Source organism: Salinicola lusitanus (assembly GCF_038648475.1).
In the GTDB taxonomy this organism is placed as follows: Bacteria; Pseudomonadota; Gammaproteobacteria; order Pseudomonadales; family Halomonadaceae; genus Salinicola; species Salinicola lusitanus.
Genome location: NZ_CP151919.1, coordinates 2,025,705 through 2,044,243, shown reverse-complemented (window position 1 = coordinate 2,044,243; position 18,539 = coordinate 2,025,705). Strand labels below are relative to the sequence as shown.

The following is an 18,539-nucleotide window of genomic DNA, read 5'->3' as shown; positions in this document are numbered from 1 at the left end:
CTCAGCACAGTTCACCCTTACGGAAGTGCTTCAGGAGCATCATGTAGTGGTTCACTAAAACCGGACACCCATTTAGGTGGTATCGTCGCCACCAAAGTAGAGGTGATCCATGGCCAGAAAACGTCGTTCATTCTCCACCGAGTTCAAGCGGGAAGCCGCTGGGCTCGTACTTGACCAGGGCTACTCCGTGGCTCAAGCCGCTCGCGCCGTCGATGTCGGCGAAACGCCTCTGAGACGCTGGATAGATCAGCTCCGGGCAGAGCGCGGTGGTGTCACGCCAAAGTCAAAAGCGCTGAGGCCCGAGCAGCAGCGAATCCAGGAACTCGAGAGCCGCATCAACCGGCTGGAGCGGGAGAAAGCGATACTAAAAAAGGCTACCGCTCTCTTGATGTCGGACGATCTCGATCGTACGCGCTGATAGACCAGTTGAGTGAGCAGGCGCCTGTGAATATGGTCTGTAGCGCCTTTGGCATTGCACGTTCGAGCTATTACGAACATCGCCTTCGCCGATCTCGCGTCGATATCGAGCGGTTGACGTTGCGCGCAACCGTTAGAGAGCTGTTCAACCAGAGCCGGCGTTCCGCGGGTAGCCGAACGATCATGATGCAGATGCGGGAATCCGGGGCCGACGTGGGACGATTCAAGGTCCGACGTCTGATGCAGGAGATGGATCTGATATGCCAACAGCCGCGACCACCGGCCTACCGACGGGCGACGGTCGAGCGACCCGATATTCCCAACCGCCTGAACCGTCAGTTTACTGTCACCGCGCCCAATCAGGTGTGGTGTGGCGATATCACCTACGTGTGGGTACAGAACCGTTGGCACTATCTGGCCGTCGTGCTGGATCTGTATGCACGACGCGTCGTCGGATGGGCATTATCTAATCGCCCCGACGCGGCCCTGGTCATCAATGCGCTGGACAGGGCCTTCGAGCAGCGAGGCAGGCCGCCGGGGCTGCTGTTCCATTCAGATCAGGGCGGTCAATATGCGAGCCGAGTCTTCCGTCAGCGACTGTGGCGCTACCGGATACAACAGAGCATGAGCCGTCGTGGAAACTGCTGGGATAACGCACCGATGGAGCGGCTGTTCCGCAGCTACAAGAGCGAGTGGATGCCCGCGATCGGCTATCTGTCAGCACAAGAGGCTTTACGAGATATCAGCTTCTATCTGATGGAGCGCTACAACCGACAGCGACCCCATCAGTACAACGGCGGCATGTCGCCCGCACGAGCGGAAGCAACACTCAATTCACTGTCCGGAATTAGTTGACCACTACATCATGCCCTGCTGGATCAAGTGAGGCAGCTAAGGGAGGCTCAGGCCAGAGAGGCGCGGTTTGATCGCTATCACCTCGAGCAAACAAGGCGAGGCTATTTCGTTCTCAGGCTCGATGAACGTCAGGCAGGGCCCTATGAGCCCAACCATGCAATATGCCCAAGATGTAAAGAGGACGGGAAACTAGCGGTGATGATGGAGAACGACGAAGTACTTGAGTGCATCACTTGCAGGTATTCGGCGTGGAAAGAATATCCTGACCCTATCGTCGGCTAACCTGGGGTGGTGCCAAATGGACCGCTAAAGTGCCCTGCTCCAAGACTTAGGCATGGTGCCAAATCCGGCGCGCTTCAGTGCCAAATGCGCCGCGCGGTTACAGGTGAGAAGCAAGATATCGATGCCACCGAATCGTGGTAACCGATAGAAGGGTAAGAAGAGAGAAGAACCCACTCCCACGTTCCTTCGCGGTGAGAGCCACTTGGCTAAGTGGGCAGTGTCAGAGTGGACCTTCATCGTCGCCACGCCAACGTTTTTCTCGTGATATCTTGATCGTTTTTGCTAATAACAAAACTTAAGTGTTCTTAATCATGCGTTTATAAGTAACTGAGTATTCAACAAAACACGTAATTTTTTGCAACATCCGAAAAATGGCCGTTCTCATACCACCGGTACGAGGCAAAGCGCTGGAACCCGGCGACCGCCGACACCGGACGAACTCCTCGTCTGCAGCCAAGACGATGGCGGAAGAGAGTGGGAGTCGAACCCACCAGAGACTGCTGGCAGCCCCTACAGGAGTTGAAATCCTGGCGCCCCACCGGGGAACGATTCTCTTCCTGAGAGAGGATTCACGAAATGCCCTTACCGGCCGACCTCGCGCCCCCTGCGGACGCTCGACCGCCAGGGATCGAGCCCAATCACTCGAACAGCATATCGTCCCGAATGACCTTGTGACCATCCCCGACCCGCCGGGTGAATCCGATCCGGTCGAAAAACTCGAGAATCGCCACCGCCAGTTTCCGGCCGCAGCCGATCCGATCGCGAAATACCGCCGCTGTCGCCCCGGCTGGCGACTCGCCATCGATTTGGCGAATCACTGCTGCCAGCTCGGAAACTCGGCTCGCCAGGAAGAAGTGATCATGTCGCAACTGATAGACATCGCCCAGTAGCGCGCAGTCATGCAGGAGCTGGCGCACGTCGGTTTCGGCCCACCCGAGCTGCCCGGCGATATCGCGCACCCGAGGTGGATCGTAGGGCCGCGCCATGAGCAGCGGGCGTACCGCATCCCAGCGCTTTTCGTCCTGCGCCGACAGCGACGCCGTATGCGATGCCAGCGCCACGAAGGGGCCGTGCTGGGCGAGATCTCCACGCGCTTTCCAGTGTTCGAGCAGCGGCCGAAACAGGTCGGCGGGAAGTCGCGGCGCCACCATGCGACGCAGACGATCGATATCGACGCCTCGCATTGCCGGCTCCTGCTCGTGGATCGACGCCAGACGTTCGATCGCGTCGTCATACAGCGATCGCTCATGGATCGGCGCCAGGGCATGCTGTTCCGTCGGGTTTGACAGCACGAGCCAATGCGCCGCTGACGCGCTCCGCTGCACATCGTCGACCGGCACATCGAGATTCACCGCCAGCGCCGCGAGATCCACGCTGGTCATCTCGAGGTTCGCGAGCTCCCGCCGTGGGGAAAACAGCGGCTGCCAATCCGGCGGCCCGACGCCATCCGACAGCACCTCTCGCAGTCGACTCAACCAGGTCAGCCGATCCGGTTTCCGGGCACCGCGGCGTGGCGGGGCGACGTCCAGCACCCTGGCGCCTCCCAGGGTACGGCTGGCGCCGTGATCGCGGATCACGATGCGGTCGCCGTGGATCGCCTGCAGCGGCGAATCCAGCACCAGCTGCGCCAGCGACGAGCCGCCGGCGTCCAGCGTATCCGCCTCCAGCAGTGCAACCCGCCCCGTCACATGGGCGCTGCCGTGATGCAGGTGGACCGGCGTCCAGTGCCTGAGCGCTGGCGCTTCCGGCAGCCAGTCCAGGGCGACGTCGAGTCGTGCCCGATCGGCCGCCCGGGAGGCCGCCGCCACGACCCAGTTCCCTCGGGCGAGCCGGCTCCGCTCGATGCCCGGTCCGCTCAGATTGAGGGCGCAGCGTTCACCCGGCCGCGCCAGGTCGACCTCACGATCCTGCGCGCGCAGTCCGCGCACTCGCGCATCCATGTCGCCAGGCAACAGCCGTACCTTGTCGCCGAGGGCGACGCGGCCGCTGCGCACCGTGCCGGTCACCACGACGCCAGCGCCCTGCTTGACGAAGACACGATCGACGGCGAGCCGGAAGCGCCCCGTCTCATGAACGGGCAAGGGCTGCGCCGCCTGCGCCCAGAGCGTGCTCTCGAGCGGTTGCAACCCGGCCCCCGTAACGCTGGAGAGCGGAAAGATCGGCGCGCCGGCGAAAGCTGTCGTGTCGAGCCAGGCGGCGATCTCGCGGCGTACTTCGTCGATGCGCGCCGGCGTCACCCGATCGATCTTGGTCAGCGCGACCCAGGCCTGGGTCACGCCCAGCAGCTCGAGGATGCGGGCATGTTCGAGCGTCTGCGGCATGATGCCGTCGTCTGCCGCGATCACCAGCAACATCGCCTGGATACCCACGGCGCCGGAGAGCATATTGGCAACGAAACGCTCGTGCCCCGGCACATCGATGAACCCCAGCACGGCCCCGGCCTGTCCCGGTGGTGGCTCGGGATAGGCATAGCCGGCCTCGATGGTGAGTCCCCGTGCCTGCTCCTCCTTCAGGCGATCCGTTGCCACGCCGGTCAGCGCGTGGATCAGGGACGTCTTGCCGTGGTCGACGTGACCGGCGGTACCGACGATCATGGAGTGGCACGCCACAGCGACTGAATGCCCGAGAGCTGCGCCAGGAACGACCGCTCGTCCGCCTCACGGCACAGGCAACGAAGATCGAGCCACAGCGCACCTTCGTGCAGGCGACCGATCACCGGTCGCGGTAGCGCGCGCAGGGTGCGCTCGAGCCGGGCGAGCGCCGGGCCCTCGGTGCAACGCATGACCAGCGCCCGGCTGTCGAGCCGATCGACGGGCAGCGAACCGCTGCCGAGCTGACTTCGGCAAGCGCGAGTGACGACCTCGGCGACGCCGTCCAGCGCCGCCTGCATCCGAGGCAACAGTCGCGCCGCCTGAGCATCGATCTCGTCGACGCCACGCGAGAGCATCGCCAGCGTCGGCAGATGCCGGGCTGGCTCGGCACTATCGCGATAACACCGGAGCGTGGCTTCCAAGGCCGCGAGGGTGAGCTTGTCACAGCGCAGTGCCCGCTTTAGCGGATGCTGCTTGAGACGCTCGATCAACTCGCGCTTGCCGACGACGATACCGGCCTGGGGGCCGCCGAGCAGTTTGTCGCCGCTGAAGGTGACCAGATCCGCCCCGGCGGCAATCGCCTCCCCCGGTCGCGCCTCGTGGGGCAGGCCAAGCTCGCGAAAATCGGTCAGCGCCCCGCTGCCGAGATCGATCATGAAGGGGATGCCGTGGTCGCGGGCGATCGTGGCCAGCTCCGCCTCGGGCACGCTGCTGGTGAAGCCGGTAATGGCGTAGTTGGAGGTGTGCGCCTTGACGATCAGGCCACTGTCATCACCGAGAGCCTGACGAAAATCCCGCCCGTGGGTGCGGTTGGTGGCACCGACCTCGACCAAGCGACAGCCTGCCGCGGTCATCACGTCCGGCATCCGGAAGGCGCCGCCGATCTCGATCATCTCGCCGCGGGATATCACTGCCTCGCGGCCGGCGCCGAGCGCCGTCAGGGCCAGCAGTACGGCAGCGGCATTGTTGTTGACCACCGTCGCCGCCTCGGCGCCGGTGAGCTCGATCAGCAGTCCCTCGACCAGGCGATCGCGATCCCCGCGCCGCCCCTTGTCGAGATCGTATTCCAGCGCCACCGGATGGCGCGCCGCCTGGACCACGGCATCGATGGCCGCTTCGGAGAGCGGTGAGCGGCCCAGATTCGTATGGATGACGGTGCCGGTAAGATTGAAGACGGCGCGGACGTTGAGCCGTGCCTCGGCGGCCAGCGCGCGCTCCACGGCCGCGAGCAGCGCCGCTTCATCGATCGTCGGGAGCGGCGACATCGCCGGATCGCCCAAGCGGCGTCGCCATTCGGCCAAGGTCGTGCGGATGGCGCGGATCACGAGACCATCGCCATGCTCGCGGCGCGAGGCTTCGAAGCGGGGGTGATTTAGCAGTTGGTCGACCGCCGGCAACTGGCGACGCAGGTCATTCGGATTGGCAGCACTATCGGACATGAACGGCTCGCGGTAACCGGCGGGAGGAGTCTCGATTTAATCGTTACCGGCGATCGGGAACAAGGGTGACGAAAGCCAATGACACCTGGCAAGCCACGGCAAGGGTACGCCGTGGCTTGCCATCGGCACCGCCACCTCACGAACTGCGTGGATTCAGGCCGGCTCGCCCAGCACCAGTAGTGGATTGAAGGCGCGTCGCGCCAGATCGCGGTCGGCGATCATCATGTCGAGCGCCAGGCTGGCGAGGTCGTCGGCCAAGGGATCGGCTGCGGCCTCCCACTCCCGGTTGACCCGTTTCAGATAGCTGTGGCATTGATCGCAGGTCTCGGCCTGGATGGGCAACACCCGCTCGCCCTGCTCATCCTCCAAGCCGCAGTAATCCAGGTCTTTACTGCTACCGCACTGCGCGCACCTGGCACGCTCGGCGTACCACTCGCTGGCACACAGCCCGCACTGCAGGTAGCGCACCCGGGAGCGGGCCATGCCGATCTGGACCAGACTCCCCACCGCCGGGGCACCACAGCAAGGGCACAAGGTGCCGGCGGCGCCCGACGGACGCGGCGGCGGCACGGGGAGCGAGCGTGCCTGGCGCGTCCAGGCCACCTGCAGTGCCGCGCCCATCAGCGGCGCCATCCCGCGTTGCTCCAACGCCAGCGGCTGGCCGGCCAGTATGGCCCGGGCCAGTTCGACACGGTCGGCGACGGCGAGATCGCAGATCGCGTCGAACCACGCCCGCTGGGGCGCCACGACCTGGCCGTCCAGTTCCGCCAGCAGTGCATCGAGGTCTTCCGCCCAGGACATGTCTCGCCACAGCCCATCCAGGGAGAGGGGCGGAATGCCATGGGTCATCGCCAGCTGTGCTCCGCCCACCAACGAGGGCCGGGGCAACTGGATGACGCGATGCTGGGCCTCGACGATCATCGCCATGAAGCGCAGGTAGGCGGTCATCGTCGGCAGCCGGTCGGCCAACTGCCGCAGCCGCTGGGCACGCTCGGCGAAGAGCTTGCGCGAAGGCAGCATCACCATCGGCGGCGCCCCCGGGGAAGGAGGCGCCTGACCGAAGGCGTGGTCGCCGTTCGCGCCTGGCGTCGAATCGTCAGGGTTGCTGTTCACGGCGCTGCGCCTCCTCCTGTTCGCGGGCCCACAGGCCATGGTGATGACGCGCCCAGGCGCGGGTAACCCAGCCTCGCGTCATCGAGCGGACCGAGCCCTTGACCCAGATCGCGGCATAGACGTGAACCACGATGGTGACGATGGCAACGAAGGCCGACACCGCATGGAGCAGGCTGGCGAACCGAATCAGCGGAATCGGGAAGTAGCCGGCGAACCACGGCCGCCACATGATCACGCCGCTGATCAGCAGCAGCGCGATCGATACCACCAGCGACCAGTAGACCAGCTTCTGACCGGGGTTGTACTTGCCGACGGGCGGCAACTTCTCGTCGCGATTGTCGAGCACGTCACCGATCTGGCGCATCCACTGCACGTCGTTCTCGCCGAGCAGATTGCGACGCACGTGTCGCGCTGCCATGGCGTAGAACAGCAGAACCAGCACCACACCGAGAAACGGGTGGAGAATGCGAGCCCATACCGGCCCGCCCAGCGTGTGGCTGAGGAAGAAGAATGCCGGGTGGAAGAACGCCAGCCCGGAGAGCGCCAGCAGCACGAAGACCATGGCCATGGTCCAGTGATTGGCGCGATCCAGCGGCGAGTAGCGAATCAGGCGATCCCGAGGCATCTTCATCGATCTTCTCCCTGCGGACGATCGTCCGCATTCCGACCGGCTCCGGGACGCCGCCGGGTAGCGTCATAGCCCAGTGAGGAAGGCGGAACGCCGCCGTCGCGCGTCGCTCGATGCTCCTCTTCGGGCGAATCTTCCGGCTCCTCCTTGGGCCCCTTGGTCATGTAGTGGATCACGCCGGCAAAGGCGGTGATGCCGATGATCGCGGACATGATCGGCTTGGTCACGCCCTTCCACGCCCCGACCAGCGGCGAGATGCGGGGATCCTTGGGCAGCCCGCTGTAGCGATTGGGATCGTCGGCATGATGCAGCACGTACATGACGTGGGTTCCGCCGACCCCGGCCGGATCGTAGATGCCGGCATCGCGGAAGCCCAGCGCCTTGAGATCGCCGACCCGCTTCTCCGCGCGTGCCAGCATGTCCGTCTTGGTGCCGAACTCGATGCAGTTGGTCGGGCAGGTCTTGACGCAGGCCGGCTCCATCCCGGCACTGACCCGGTCCGAACAGAGCGTACACTTGTAGGACTTCTGGTCCTTGGGAGAGATGCGTGGAATGTCGAACGGGCAACCGGTGATGCAGTAGCCGCAGCCGATGCAGTGGTTGGAATCGAAGTCGACGATGCCGTTGGCGTACTGCACGATCGCGCCGGGGGCCGGACAGGCCTTGAGGCAGCCCGGCTCGGCGCAGTGCATGCAGCCATCCTTGCGAATCAGCCACTCGAGATTGCCGTCGGCGCTTTCGTGCTCGCTGAATCGCATCACCGTCCAGGACTCGGCGGTGAGGTCGGTGGGGTTGTCGTAGGTGCCGTGGCACTCGCCGACGTCGTCGCGCAGGTCGTTCCACTCCATGCACGCCACCTGGCACGCCTTGCAGCCGATGCACTTGGATACATCGATCAGCTTGGCCACTTCCTCCACATGGCTGCGCGCCTGAGGAGGCTCGGTGGTCGTGGCGGAGCGGGCGATGATGTTTTGCGAATTGATCATGGCGAGCTCCCTATGCCTTCTCGACGCGGACGGTGAACGACTTGTATTCCGGCGTCTGCGTGTTGGCGTCACCGACGAACGGCGTCAGGGCGTTGACCAGGTAGCCTTTCTTGGCCACGCCGGTAAAGCCCCAGTGCAGCGGAATGCCCACGTGGTGGACCTGCTTGTCGCCGATCATCATCGGCCGCAGCCGTTTGGTCACTACCGCCACCGCCTTGATGAATCCACGATTGGACGACACCTTCACCCAATCCCCGGCGACGATGCCGATCTCGCCGGCCAGCGCTTCGCCGATTTCGACGAACTGCTGCGGCTGCACGATGGCGTTGAGCTCGGCGTGCTTGGTCCAGAAGTGGAAATGCTCGGTCAGACGATAGGTCGTCGCCGCGTGCGGGAACTCCTCCGGCTTGCCCAGCGCTTCGCGGTCCTCGTCGAAGATCCGGGCGGCCGGATTGTTGCGCGCCTTCTCCTTGCCCGGGTGCAACAGATTCTGCGGCACCGGCGACTCGAACGGTTCGTAGTGCTCGGGGAAGGGCCCGTCGACCATGCTCTGCCCGGCGAACAGATGGCCGACGCCCTCCGGCTGCATAATGAACGGCATCTGCCCCTGGGATGGCGGCGAGTTGGTCGGGAAGTCCGGCACGTCTGCGCCGACCCAGGCCCCCTGCTTGCCGTCCCACCAGATGAACGCCTTGTTGGCGCCCCACGGCCGGCCCTGCAGATCGGCACTGGCGCGGTTGTAGAGGATGCGGCGATTCATCGGCCAGGCCCAGGCCCAGCCCAGGGTATTGCCGGTGCCGTAGGGGTCCGAGTTGTCGCGATTCGCCATCTGGTTGCCGTCTTCGGTCCAGCAGCCGGTGAATATCCAGCAGCCGGCCGCCGTGCGACCGTCGTTGGTCAGTTCCGCGAATCCGGCAAGCTGGTCGCCGGCACGCCGGGTCACGTTGCCCTGTTCGTCGGTGAGATCCTCCAGCGCGCGACCGTTGTACTCCCGCGCGAGCTCCTCCGCCTTGGGCTCCGCGGGGATCTTGTAATCCCAGGTCAGGTTGAGGATCGGATCGGGAAAGACACCGCCCTCATCGAGATAGAGCTGCTTCAGCTTGAGAAACAGCTCACCCATGATCCGGGTGTCCGGCCGGGCGTCACCGGGCGGCGGCGCGGCCGCCCAGTGCCACTGCAGCCAGCGCGCGCTGTTGACGATCGACCCGTCGTCCTCCGCGAAGCAGCAGGTCGGCAGACGGAACACCTCGGTATCGATCTGGCTCGGGTCGACATCGTTGTATTCGCCGTAGTTCTTCCAGAACTCGCTGGTCTCGGTATTGAGCGGGTCCATCACCACCAGATACTTCAGTGACGCCAGCGCCCGGGTCACCTTGGCCCGGTCGGGGAAGGAGGCCAGCGGGTTGAAGCCCTGGCAGAAGTAGCCATTGAGCTCCCCCTTCGACATGCGCTCGAAGGTATCGAGAATGTCGTAGAGCGGTCGCTCGAGCTTGGGCAGCCAGTCGAAGCACCAGTTGTTGCCCTCGTTGGCGGCCTCGCCGAACCATGACTTCATCAGACTGACGTGGAATTTCTCGTAGTTCTTCCAGTAGGAGACCTGCCCCTCCACCGTCGGCTGCTTGGTGCGCTTGTCGATGTAGGCGCGGTACTCCTGCTCCTTGGCATTGGCCAGCGTCATGTAGCCCGGCAGCAGCTGCGACAGCAGCCCCAGGTCGGTCAGCCCCTGGATGTTGGAGTGCCCGCGCAGGGCGTTGACGCCGCCGCCAGGCATACCCATGTTGCCCAGCAGCAGCTGGACCATGGCCGCGGTGCGGATGATCTGGGAGCCGATCGAGTGCTGCGTCCAACCCAGCGCGTAGAGGATGGTCATGGTCTTGTCGGGCACCGCCATCGCCGCGATCTTCTTCCAGATTCGCTGGATGGTCTCGACCGGAATCCCGGAGATGCTCGAGACCATATCCGGCGTGTAGCGCGAGTAGTGCTCGCGCAGCAGCTGGTAGACGCAGCGGGGATCGCTCAGCGACTCGTCGCGGCGCACGAAACCATCGTCGCCCATCTCGTACATCCACGACTGCTTGTCGTAGCTGCGGGTCGACTCGTCGTAGCCCGAGAACAGGCCATCCTCGAAGCCGTAATCCGGACGCACGATCAACGCCGCGTCGGTGTAGTTCAGCACGTATTCGCGCTGGATCTGGTCAGTCTCGATCAGATAGCTGATCAGCCCGCCGAGAAAGGCGATATCGGTGCCGGTTCGAATGAACGCCTTGTCCTGCGCCACGGCGCCGGTGCGGGTGAAACGAGGATCGATGGTGATCAGCTCGGCGTGGTTGTGCTCGATGGCCTCGGTGACCCAACGGAAGCCCACGGGGTGTGCCTCGGCCGAGTTGCCGCCCATCGACAGAATCAGATTGGCATTGCGGATGTCGACCCAGTGATTGGTCATGGCACCGCGACCGAATGAAGGGGCAAGACCTGCCACCGTCGGTCCGTGTCAGACGCGCGCCTGGTTGTCGAACGCCACCATGCCGAGATTGCGCACCACCTTGTGGGTGATGTAGCCGGCTTCGTTGGAGGAGCCGGACGCCGCCAGGAAACCCGTCGTCGTCCAGTGATTGACCGTCTGCCCCTGGGCGTTGCGCTGGACGAAGTTGGCGTCGCGGTCATCCTTCATGTGCCGGGCGATACGTCCGAGCGCCTCGTCCCAGCTGATCCGCTTCCACTCGTCGCTGCCGGCCTCACGAACCTGCGGGTAGGCCAGTCGCCCCTTGCTGTGCACGAAGTCCAGCAGACCCGCCCCCTTGGGGCAGAGTGAGCCGCGGGATACCGGATGGTCCGGGTCGCCTTCGATATGGAACACGTTCTGCTCGACGTTCTTGGAACCGTCACCCTTGCTGTAGATCAGGATGCCGCAGCCGACGGAGCAGTAGGTGCAGGTGTTGCGAGTCTCTTTGGCATGGGTCAGCTTGAATTGACGAATCGAGGCCTCGGCGGGCTCCGGGGCGAACCCCATCATCGCCAGGCTCGAACTCGCCAACCCCGCCCCGCCCAGTTTGAAAAACTGGCGCCGAGTGACGTTGATAGCCATCAGTTCTCCTCATCGGTCGTTGACTGACACCTCTGCTGCCGGATGGGTGCCTTGAATTCCTTATAGCAAACCTCGGCCAGGAATGCCCGCCGACGCCACTCGATGGATCGTTGCCACCGCCGGCGACGTGCCCGGTGGCGCCAGGTCCGGTCGACCGCCCACCATCGAAAACGCCCGCCCTCCCTGGCGGGAGCGCGGGCGTTGCCGTAGAGCTCGACGGCGTCATGCAGAAGCAGGCCGCTGTCGGGTAGCCGTCAGTCGCCGACCGGTGCCTGCTGGGGCGGCTTGGCCTTGGCCAGCAGGAACAGCACCACGGTAATCACCGCGCCGACGACATCGCTGGCCAGCCCCGGGAAGATCAGCGCCAGCGCGCCGACCGCCGCCAGGATCCGCCAGAAGGGGTTGAGCGGCCGGCGCAGGTAGCCCTCCACCGCCACCGCCAGCAGCAGCACGCCGACCACGCCGGTCACGATGACCCACAGGGTGTTCCACAGCGTGGCATCGATCATCAGCATGCTGTGGGCGAACACGAACATGTACGGTACCACGAACCCGGCGATCGCCAGCTTCATCGCCTGGAAGCCGGTCGCGTTGGGCGACCCGCCGCTGATGCCGGCGCCCGCATAGGCAGCCAGCGCCACGGGGGGCGTCAGGTTGGCGAACAGCCCGAAGTAGAATACGAACATGTGAGCGACGAAGATCGCCGTCTCGTTGCTGCCGGCCAGCTCGCGGAACAGCGGCAGGTTGAGCAGAATCGGCGCCGCCATGGTGCTGGTGATGATGTAGGTCGGGATACTGGGCAGTCCCATGCCCAGCACGATCGAGGCGATCATGGTCAGCACCAGCGTGACCAGCAGTTGAATCATCGGAATGGGAATCTGCTGGCCCAGTGTCACCACGGCATCCGCCGCTTCCAGCGCAATGCCGGTGAGCGTGGCGATCCCCACGATGACCCCCACCGCGCCGCAGGCCACCGCCACGGGAATCGCGTTGCGCACGCCGTCGTGCATGGCATCGCGGCAATCCCCGACATCCATCTTCTCGGCCACCATCCCGAGCCTGGCCCGGAGCGCATTGATCGCCACCGGAATCGCGATGATCAGGAACAGCACCCAGCGACTGGCCGGGAAATTGGGCAGCGCATGACCACCGATCAGCGCCCGCAGTTGCGGCTCGAAGATCAACAGCGCCAGGATCAGGCTCAGGCCGATGGTCACGCGACGCGTGCCGCAGATCAGCACCGTCGCGGCGATCGACCAGAAGGCGGCGAAGAACGGCGCACGGCCCTCGAACAGCAGCCAGAGCAGCACCGCCATCGGTATCAACAGATGACCGCGCTTGAGCATCACCTCCTTGAGCGGGGTCAACTGCGAACGGGGAATCCCTTCCAGCCCGTTGCGCATGGCCCGCAGATGCACCTGGAACAGCACCCCGAGGTAGTAGAGCAGGGCCGGGATGATGCCGGCCAGGATCACCTGGGTGTAAGGCACCGAGAGCACCTCGGCCATGATGAACGCCGCCGCGCCCATGATCGGCGGCAAGATCTGCCCACCGACGCTGGCCGCGGCCTCCACCGCGCCGGCGAAATTGGGCTTGTAGCCGGTCTTTTTCATCAGCGGAATGGTGAAGGCGCCGGTCGTCACCACGTTGGCGATGGCGGAGCCGTTGATCGACCCCAGGAAGCCGCTGGCGATGACCGCCACCTTGGCCGGGCCGCCCCGGGTATGCCCGGCGATGGCCAGCGCCAGATCGTTGAACAGCTGCCCCAGGCCAGACTTGCCGAGGAAGGCACCGAACAGGATGAACAGGATGATGTAGCTCGCCGAGACCCCGATCGCGGTGCCCAGCAAGCCCTCGGTGATATACACCAGGTGCGAGACGATCTGCTTGCACGTCGCGAGAACGATCGCCTCGTTCACCTGTGGATAGAACGACAGCTTGGCGTAGAAGCCGTAGAGCAGAAACAGCGAGGCCAGGATCGTCAGCCCCCAGCCGGTCACCCGACGCGTAGCATCCAGCACCAGCAGAATCGCCACGAAGCCGACCACCATGTCGATATTGTTGATGCGCCCCGCGGAGGCGATGACCCGATCCGACACCGTCAGCATGTAGACGCCAATGCCGAAGGCGACCAGCGCGAGGATGGCGTCACCCCACGGCACGTGGTCCCGCGCGCCCTTGCGGGTCAACGGATAGAGGATGAACGCCAGCCCCAGCAGCGTATAGAGGTGAATGCTGCGCTGGGCAACGTCCACCAGCGGCCCGGAGAAAGAGGTGTAGAGGTGGAACAGCGCCAGCAGTACCGACACCGCGGTGACGAACTGGATCACTCTGTGCGGCAGTCGATCCCGGACCAGGCTCTCGCGATCGAATTTCTCCAGCGCCTCCTTGACCGACGGATCCTCGGGAGCATCGGCGGAAACCGTGACTTTTTGTTCGGACATACTTCTTCCTCGCCAGGCGGGAATCTACGATAACCAGGGACGCAACAGTGCCGGCAGTGCTTGCCACAACGGCACCCTGATGATGGAAAAGGTGAGAATCGGCGGCGGGTCACCCCGAGACAAGGCGATGGTGTGGCCGGCGAAGATCAGCCTGTAATGCTCCTCTGCCGCGGCCTGGACGGCCAACGGATCGACGTCGCGATCGATCCCGGTCATCACTACCCAACCGTCCTCGAGATGGGTTTCGGTGCCGGCATCCGACGGCACACCGGCGCCGAAGGTCTTGAAGCGCGTCCCGGTGATCTCGATGGCGTCGGCATCGGTCACCCTGAACCACTCTTCCCAGTCCTCTTTTTCGACCGAATGCATCCAGCGAATGGTGAAGGTCGTCCCCTGCCACCCGGGAAACGCGAACCGCCACTGTGGCCCTTCGCGGATGACCAACCACGGCAGCGGAACCGAAGCGGTGGCGATCAAGAGGATCGCCACCGCTGCCAGACTCAACCAGGTTTTACGCATCGGAATCACACGTCATCGCAATGCTTGCCGGTGACGCCCGCCGACGCTCAGGACTGCGGTTCTTTGTCCTGGGCGTTCTCGCTGCCGCTGGTGTCGCTACCTTCGGTCGTGTCGATATTGTCTTCTGGCGTCTCGGCGCTGGTCTGCTTGGCCGGTTCGGATTCGGCGCCATCGGCTTCGGTCGTGGCCGCCTGCTCGTTGGCCGGCATGGAGGCGGTCTCTTCCGAGAGATCGCTGTTGTCGCCAGTGGTCGCGGCGGCGTCGCCGGACTTCGCATCCGCGGAGCCAGCCAGCGTCTCGTAATACGCCTCGGCGCCCGGATGCAACGGCACGACCAGATTCTGGTCCATGGTCGCAGGGTCGAACTGCTTGAGTGCGCCGACGGAAACGTTGCCGGATTCCAGATAGTCGTGGAAGCGTTTGGCCAGGTCCTCGGCGACATCATCGCGCATCGAGGAGGGTACGATCAGGATGTTGCGGATCGCCACCGTGTCCACGGCATCGCCCAGGTTGTAGCGCTCGGGGGCACCGGCCGGGATCTCGTAGTTCTCGTAGTACGGGTATTTCTCCAGCAGCTTGGAGGCGACGTCGCCGCTGACCGGTACGAAGGTGATGTCGGTGCTCTGCATCAGACCGGTGATGCTGGAGTTGGGAACGCCGGAGGTGAAGAACGCGGCATCGAGATTGCCGTTGCTCATCTCGGTGACGCTGTCGGCGTAACCGGTATGGCTGACCTGGGCCAGATCGTCGTAGCTCAGACCGGCAGACTCCAGCACCTTGGCGGCGCTCTGCTCGACCCCGGAGCCGACCTTGCCGACGCCGACGCGCTTGCCTTTCAGATCGGCAATGCTGTGGATATCGCTGTCAGCGGTGGCAACGACCTGCACCACGTTCGGATACATCCCGGCGATGGTCTCGATATCGGCGGGCTGGCCGTCGAACTGGTTCTGGCCCTTGACCGCGTCATAGGCCACGTCGCTCATCACGATGGCGACCTGGTTGAGACCATCGGTGATGTTGTTGATGTTCTGCACCGAGGCGCCGGTCGAGACCACCTGCACGCCATTGACCAGATCGCTCTGCTCGAACACGCTCTTCAGCGCGCCGCCGATCGGATAGTAGGAGCCGCCGGTACCGCCGGTGCCGAAGATCAGGTTCACCGGCTCGCCGCCACTGCTGCCTTCGCTGCCGGAGGAGTCGGAAGCGGCCATCTCCTGGGAATCGGAGCCGGAAGACTGGGTTTCCTGCTGGGAGGATGACGGTTCCTGAGTCTCGCTCTTCGCCTGATCATCGCTGTCATCGCCGCAGCCCACCAGCAGCGCGCCGGACAGGCCTAGTGCCGCGACCAGCATCCCTGTGCGTAACATCATGGTTCACCCCGTCATTTTTGAATACCATCGGCCGGTCGGCCGAAGAAGAAGATACAACACGATGACACAAGAGTAAGGAACGCCCGGCGCCGATACCATGCCTGAGCCGTCACATACCACTAAAGTCTAAGACGGGTCAGATCCCTGTGCCAATACCCGCTGCACGACGCCGCCAATGGTCAAGCCCTGGACCAGAATCGAGAACAGCACGATAAGGTAGGTCACCATCACCAGCGTATTGCGGTAATCGCTCTCGGGAAGGCCCAGCGCCAGCGCTACCGAGATTCCGCCCCGCAACCCGCCCCAGGTGAGCACCCGCGTGGTTCCGTGGCGGAAGTGGACCCAGCGACTCAAGACGACGATGGGCAGGCCGATGGTGGCCAGGCGCGTCAGCAGGATCACGCCGATCACCGGGCCCGCGACGATCAAGTACGACCATTCGAAGGGAATCAGCAGTAACTCGAGGCCGATCAGCACGAACAGCACCGCGTTCAGGATTTCGTCGATCAGTTCCCAGAAGCCATCGACGTAGCGGCGGGTGGTGTCCGACATGGCGTATTCGCGCCCGCGATTGCCGATGAACAGCCCGGCGATGACCATCGAGATGGGCCCCGAGACCTGCAGATGCGTCGCCAGCGTGTAGCCACCCAGTACCAGGGCCAGGGTCACCAGCACTTCGATCTGATACTGGTCGATGCTCTTCATCAACCGGTAGGCGACATACCCCATCACCAGCCCGAGCAGCATCCCGCCCCCGGCCTCTTCCAGAAACAGCATCGCGGAGTGGGTCACCGTCAGCGCCTCCGTCGCGGTCGCTGCTCCCAGCAGCATGGTGAACACCACCACCGCGACCCCATCGTTGAACAGCGACTCGCCGACGATCTTGATCTCCATGTCCTCCGGCGCACCGGCACTGCGCATGATGCCGAGAACGGCGATCGGATCCGTCGGCGAGATCAAGGCGCCGAAGACCAGGCAGTAGAGATAGGGCACACCGATATGGAAGGTGCGGAAGAGCCACCAGGCGGCGCTGCCGATCGCCACCGTCGAGATCAACACCCCGGCGGTGGCGAGCAGGCCGATCGAGTAGCGGTAGCGCTTCAACTGATGGAAATCGACATGCAGCGCACCCGCGAACAGCAGAAAGGAGAGCATTCCGTCCATCAGCAGGGCGTTGAAGTTGATCTGTCCCAGCCAGGCTTCGGCCCAGTCGGTGATGGCGTCGAACCCGAGGTGGCTCGAGGCGATCAGCAGCACCGATGTCACCAGCGAGATGAACATCACGCCGATCGTCGCGGGCAGCTTGATGAATCGATAGTTGAACCACGCGAACAGCGCGGTGATCGTGATGAAGATGGCTGCAATTTCCAGCATCGTCCCCTTCCCTGTCGTCGCCGCTCCATCAAAAAAGCGGACCCGGTGGGCGGGTCCGCTATGTCCTGTACCGCTGGCCGTGCCGGGACTCGTCACAGTCCGGCGGCGGCCCTCAGGGTCTCTGCCCTGTCCGTCTTCTCCCACGGGAAGGCGGTGAAGGTCTCGGTCTGCGTTTCGCCGTTGACGTCGGTCCAGGTATAGCTGGACTCGAACGGTTCGCGGCCGAAGTGGCCGTAGGACGCGGTCAGTTGATACATCGGATGGAGCAGATCGAGCATGCGGGTGATCGCGTGCGGGCGCAGGTCGAAGTGCTCGCGCACCAGTTCGATGATCTTGGCCTCACTGATCCGGGCGGTACCGAAGGTATTGATCGACACCGAGGTCGGCTCGGCGACGCCGATGGCGTAGGAGACCTGAATCTCGCACTTGTCGGCCAGCCCCGCGGCGACGATGTTCTTGGCCACGTAACGCCCGGCGTAAGCGGCGCTGCGGTCGACCTTGGAGGGATCCTTGCCGGAGAAGGCACCGCCGCCGTGACGCGCCATGCCGCCATAGGTGTCGACGATGATCTTGCGCCCGGTCAGACCGCAATCGCCCACCGGACCGCCGATCACGAACTTGCCGGTCGGATTGATATGGAACCGGGTGTTGTCGTGAATCCACTTCGTTGGCAGCACGTCGCGGATGATCAGATCCTCCACCGCCTTGCGCAGGTCATCCTGGGAGATGTCCGGATCGTGCTGGGTCGAGAGCACTACGGCATCGACCCCGTTGGGCTGGCCCTGGTCGTCGTAGCTGAAGGTGATCTGGCTCTTGGCGTCCGGACGCAGCCACGAAAGCGTGCCGTTCTTGCGCAGTTCCGCCTGGCGTTCGACGAGACGATGCGAGTAGTGGATCGGCGCCGGCATGAACGACTCGGTCTCGTTGGTGGCGTAGCCGAACATCAGGCCCTGGTCCCCCGCCCCCTGATCCTCGGGCTTGCTGCGGTCGACGCCCTGGGCGATATCGACACTCTGCTTGCCGATCAGGTTGATCACGCCACAGGTTTCGCCATCGAAGCCGACCTCCGACGAGGTATACCCGATATCCATGATCACCTTGCGCACCAGCTCTTCCAGATCGACCCAGGCGGTGGTGGATATCTCGCCGGCGACGATGGCCACGCCGGTCTTGACCAGCGTTTCGCAGGCGACGCGGGCCTGCTTGTCACGGGCAATGATGGCGTCCAGCACGGCATCGGAAATCTGGTCGGCGATCTTGTCCGGGTGCCCCTCGGACACGGACTCGGAGGTAAACAGAGAGTATTCACTCATGGCGTACGGAGATCCCTTCGTTCACTGGTTGCGGGACGCGCGCGGCCCGCCTGACAAAACGCAGCGCCGCCGGTCGGAAGGACGGATGAAACGACGCACGGCATCGCTGCCCCGAGTGGATCG

Annotated in this window: 12 protein-coding genes and 1 tRNA gene; 1 reads left to right on the top strand and 12 read right to left on the bottom strand. The window is 64.2% G+C overall.

Annotated features, from left to right (window positions below; translation table 11 throughout):
* The first annotated feature begins 109 nt into the window (after positions 1-109).
* Positions 110-1,272 (top strand): IS3 family transposase gene (locus tag AAGT95_RS09385; RefSeq protein ID WP_342595547.1). Its coding sequence is split into 2 segments (ribosomal slippage): positions 110-365 and positions 365-1,272, totalling 1,164 coding nucleotides; the frame shifts between segments, so codons are not numbered across the junction.
* A 744-nt stretch (positions 1,273-2,016) separates the two neighbouring features.
* Here the strand turns inward: AAGT95_RS09385 and AAGT95_RS09380 are convergent.
* From AAGT95_RS09380 to metK, 12 genes are all read right to left on the bottom strand, one after another.
* Positions 2,017-2,112 (bottom strand) — tRNA-Sec (locus AAGT95_RS09380).
* A gap of 80 nt (positions 2,113-2,192) precedes the next feature.
* Positions 2,193-4,148, bottom strand: coding sequence for a selenocysteine-specific translation elongation factor (gene selB / locus AAGT95_RS09375; protein WP_342596303.1), 1,956 nt, complete (start codon positions 4,146-4,148; stop codon positions 2,193-2,195).
* The gene (selA, locus tag AAGT95_RS09370; RefSeq protein ID WP_342596302.1) at positions 4,145-5,584 is read right to left on the bottom strand and encodes an L-seryl-tRNA(Sec) selenium transferase; all 1,440 of its coding nucleotides are present in this window, start codon (positions 5,582-5,584) and stop codon (positions 4,145-4,147) included. The genes selB and selA overlap by 4 nt, the downstream gene beginning before the upstream one ends.
* Before the next feature lie 153 nt (positions 5,585-5,737).
* Positions 5,738-6,697, bottom strand: a complete 960-nt coding sequence (gene fdhE / locus AAGT95_RS09365) for a formate dehydrogenase accessory protein FdhE (RefSeq protein ID WP_342596301.1) — start codon at positions 6,695-6,697, stop codon at positions 5,738-5,740.
* On the bottom strand, positions 6,681-7,328 hold the full coding sequence (locus tag AAGT95_RS09360; RefSeq protein ID WP_342596300.1) for a formate dehydrogenase subunit gamma: 648 nt from the start codon (positions 7,326-7,328) through the stop codon (positions 6,681-6,683). Before AAGT95_RS09360 ends, fdhE begins: the two co-directional genes overlap by 17 nt.
* The gene (fdxH, locus tag AAGT95_RS09355) at positions 7,325-8,311 is read right to left on the bottom strand and encodes a formate dehydrogenase subunit beta (RefSeq protein ID WP_342596299.1); all 987 of its coding nucleotides are present in this window, start codon (positions 8,309-8,311) and stop codon (positions 7,325-7,327) included. Before fdxH ends, AAGT95_RS09360 begins: the two co-directional genes overlap by 4 nt.
* Positions 8,312-8,321: 10 nt before the next feature.
* Complete coding sequence (gene fdnG, locus AAGT95_RS09350) at positions 8,322-11,396, bottom strand: formate dehydrogenase-N subunit alpha (RefSeq protein WP_342596298.1); 3,075 nt, start codon at positions 11,394-11,396, stop codon at positions 8,322-8,324.
* A 254-nt stretch (positions 11,397-11,650) separates the two neighbouring features.
* Positions 11,651-13,840, bottom strand: coding sequence for a TRAP transporter permease (locus tag AAGT95_RS09345; RefSeq protein WP_342596297.1), 2,190 nt, complete (start codon positions 13,838-13,840; stop codon positions 11,651-11,653).
* 24 nt (positions 13,841-13,864) lie between these two features.
* Positions 13,865-14,359, bottom strand: a complete 495-nt coding sequence (locus AAGT95_RS09340; RefSeq protein WP_110601242.1) for a DUF1850 domain-containing protein — start codon at positions 14,357-14,359, stop codon at positions 13,865-13,867.
* A 47-nt stretch (positions 14,360-14,406) separates the two neighbouring features.
* On the bottom strand, positions 14,407-15,729 hold the full coding sequence (locus AAGT95_RS09335) for a TAXI family TRAP transporter solute-binding subunit (protein WP_110601243.1): 1,323 nt from the start codon (positions 15,727-15,729) through the stop codon (positions 14,407-14,409).
* Positions 15,730-15,855: 126 nt separating this feature from the next.
* Positions 15,856-17,103 (bottom strand): cation:proton antiporter, encoded by a 1,248-nt coding sequence (locus AAGT95_RS09330; protein ID WP_110601244.1) that lies wholly within the window; start codon positions 17,101-17,103, stop codon positions 15,856-15,858.
* A 92-nt stretch (positions 17,104-17,195) separates the two neighbouring features.
* On the bottom strand, positions 17,196-18,416 hold the full coding sequence (metK, locus tag AAGT95_RS09325) for a methionine adenosyltransferase (protein WP_342596296.1): 1,221 nt from the start codon (positions 18,414-18,416) through the stop codon (positions 17,196-17,198).
* Positions 18,417-18,539 lie beyond the last annotated feature (123 nt).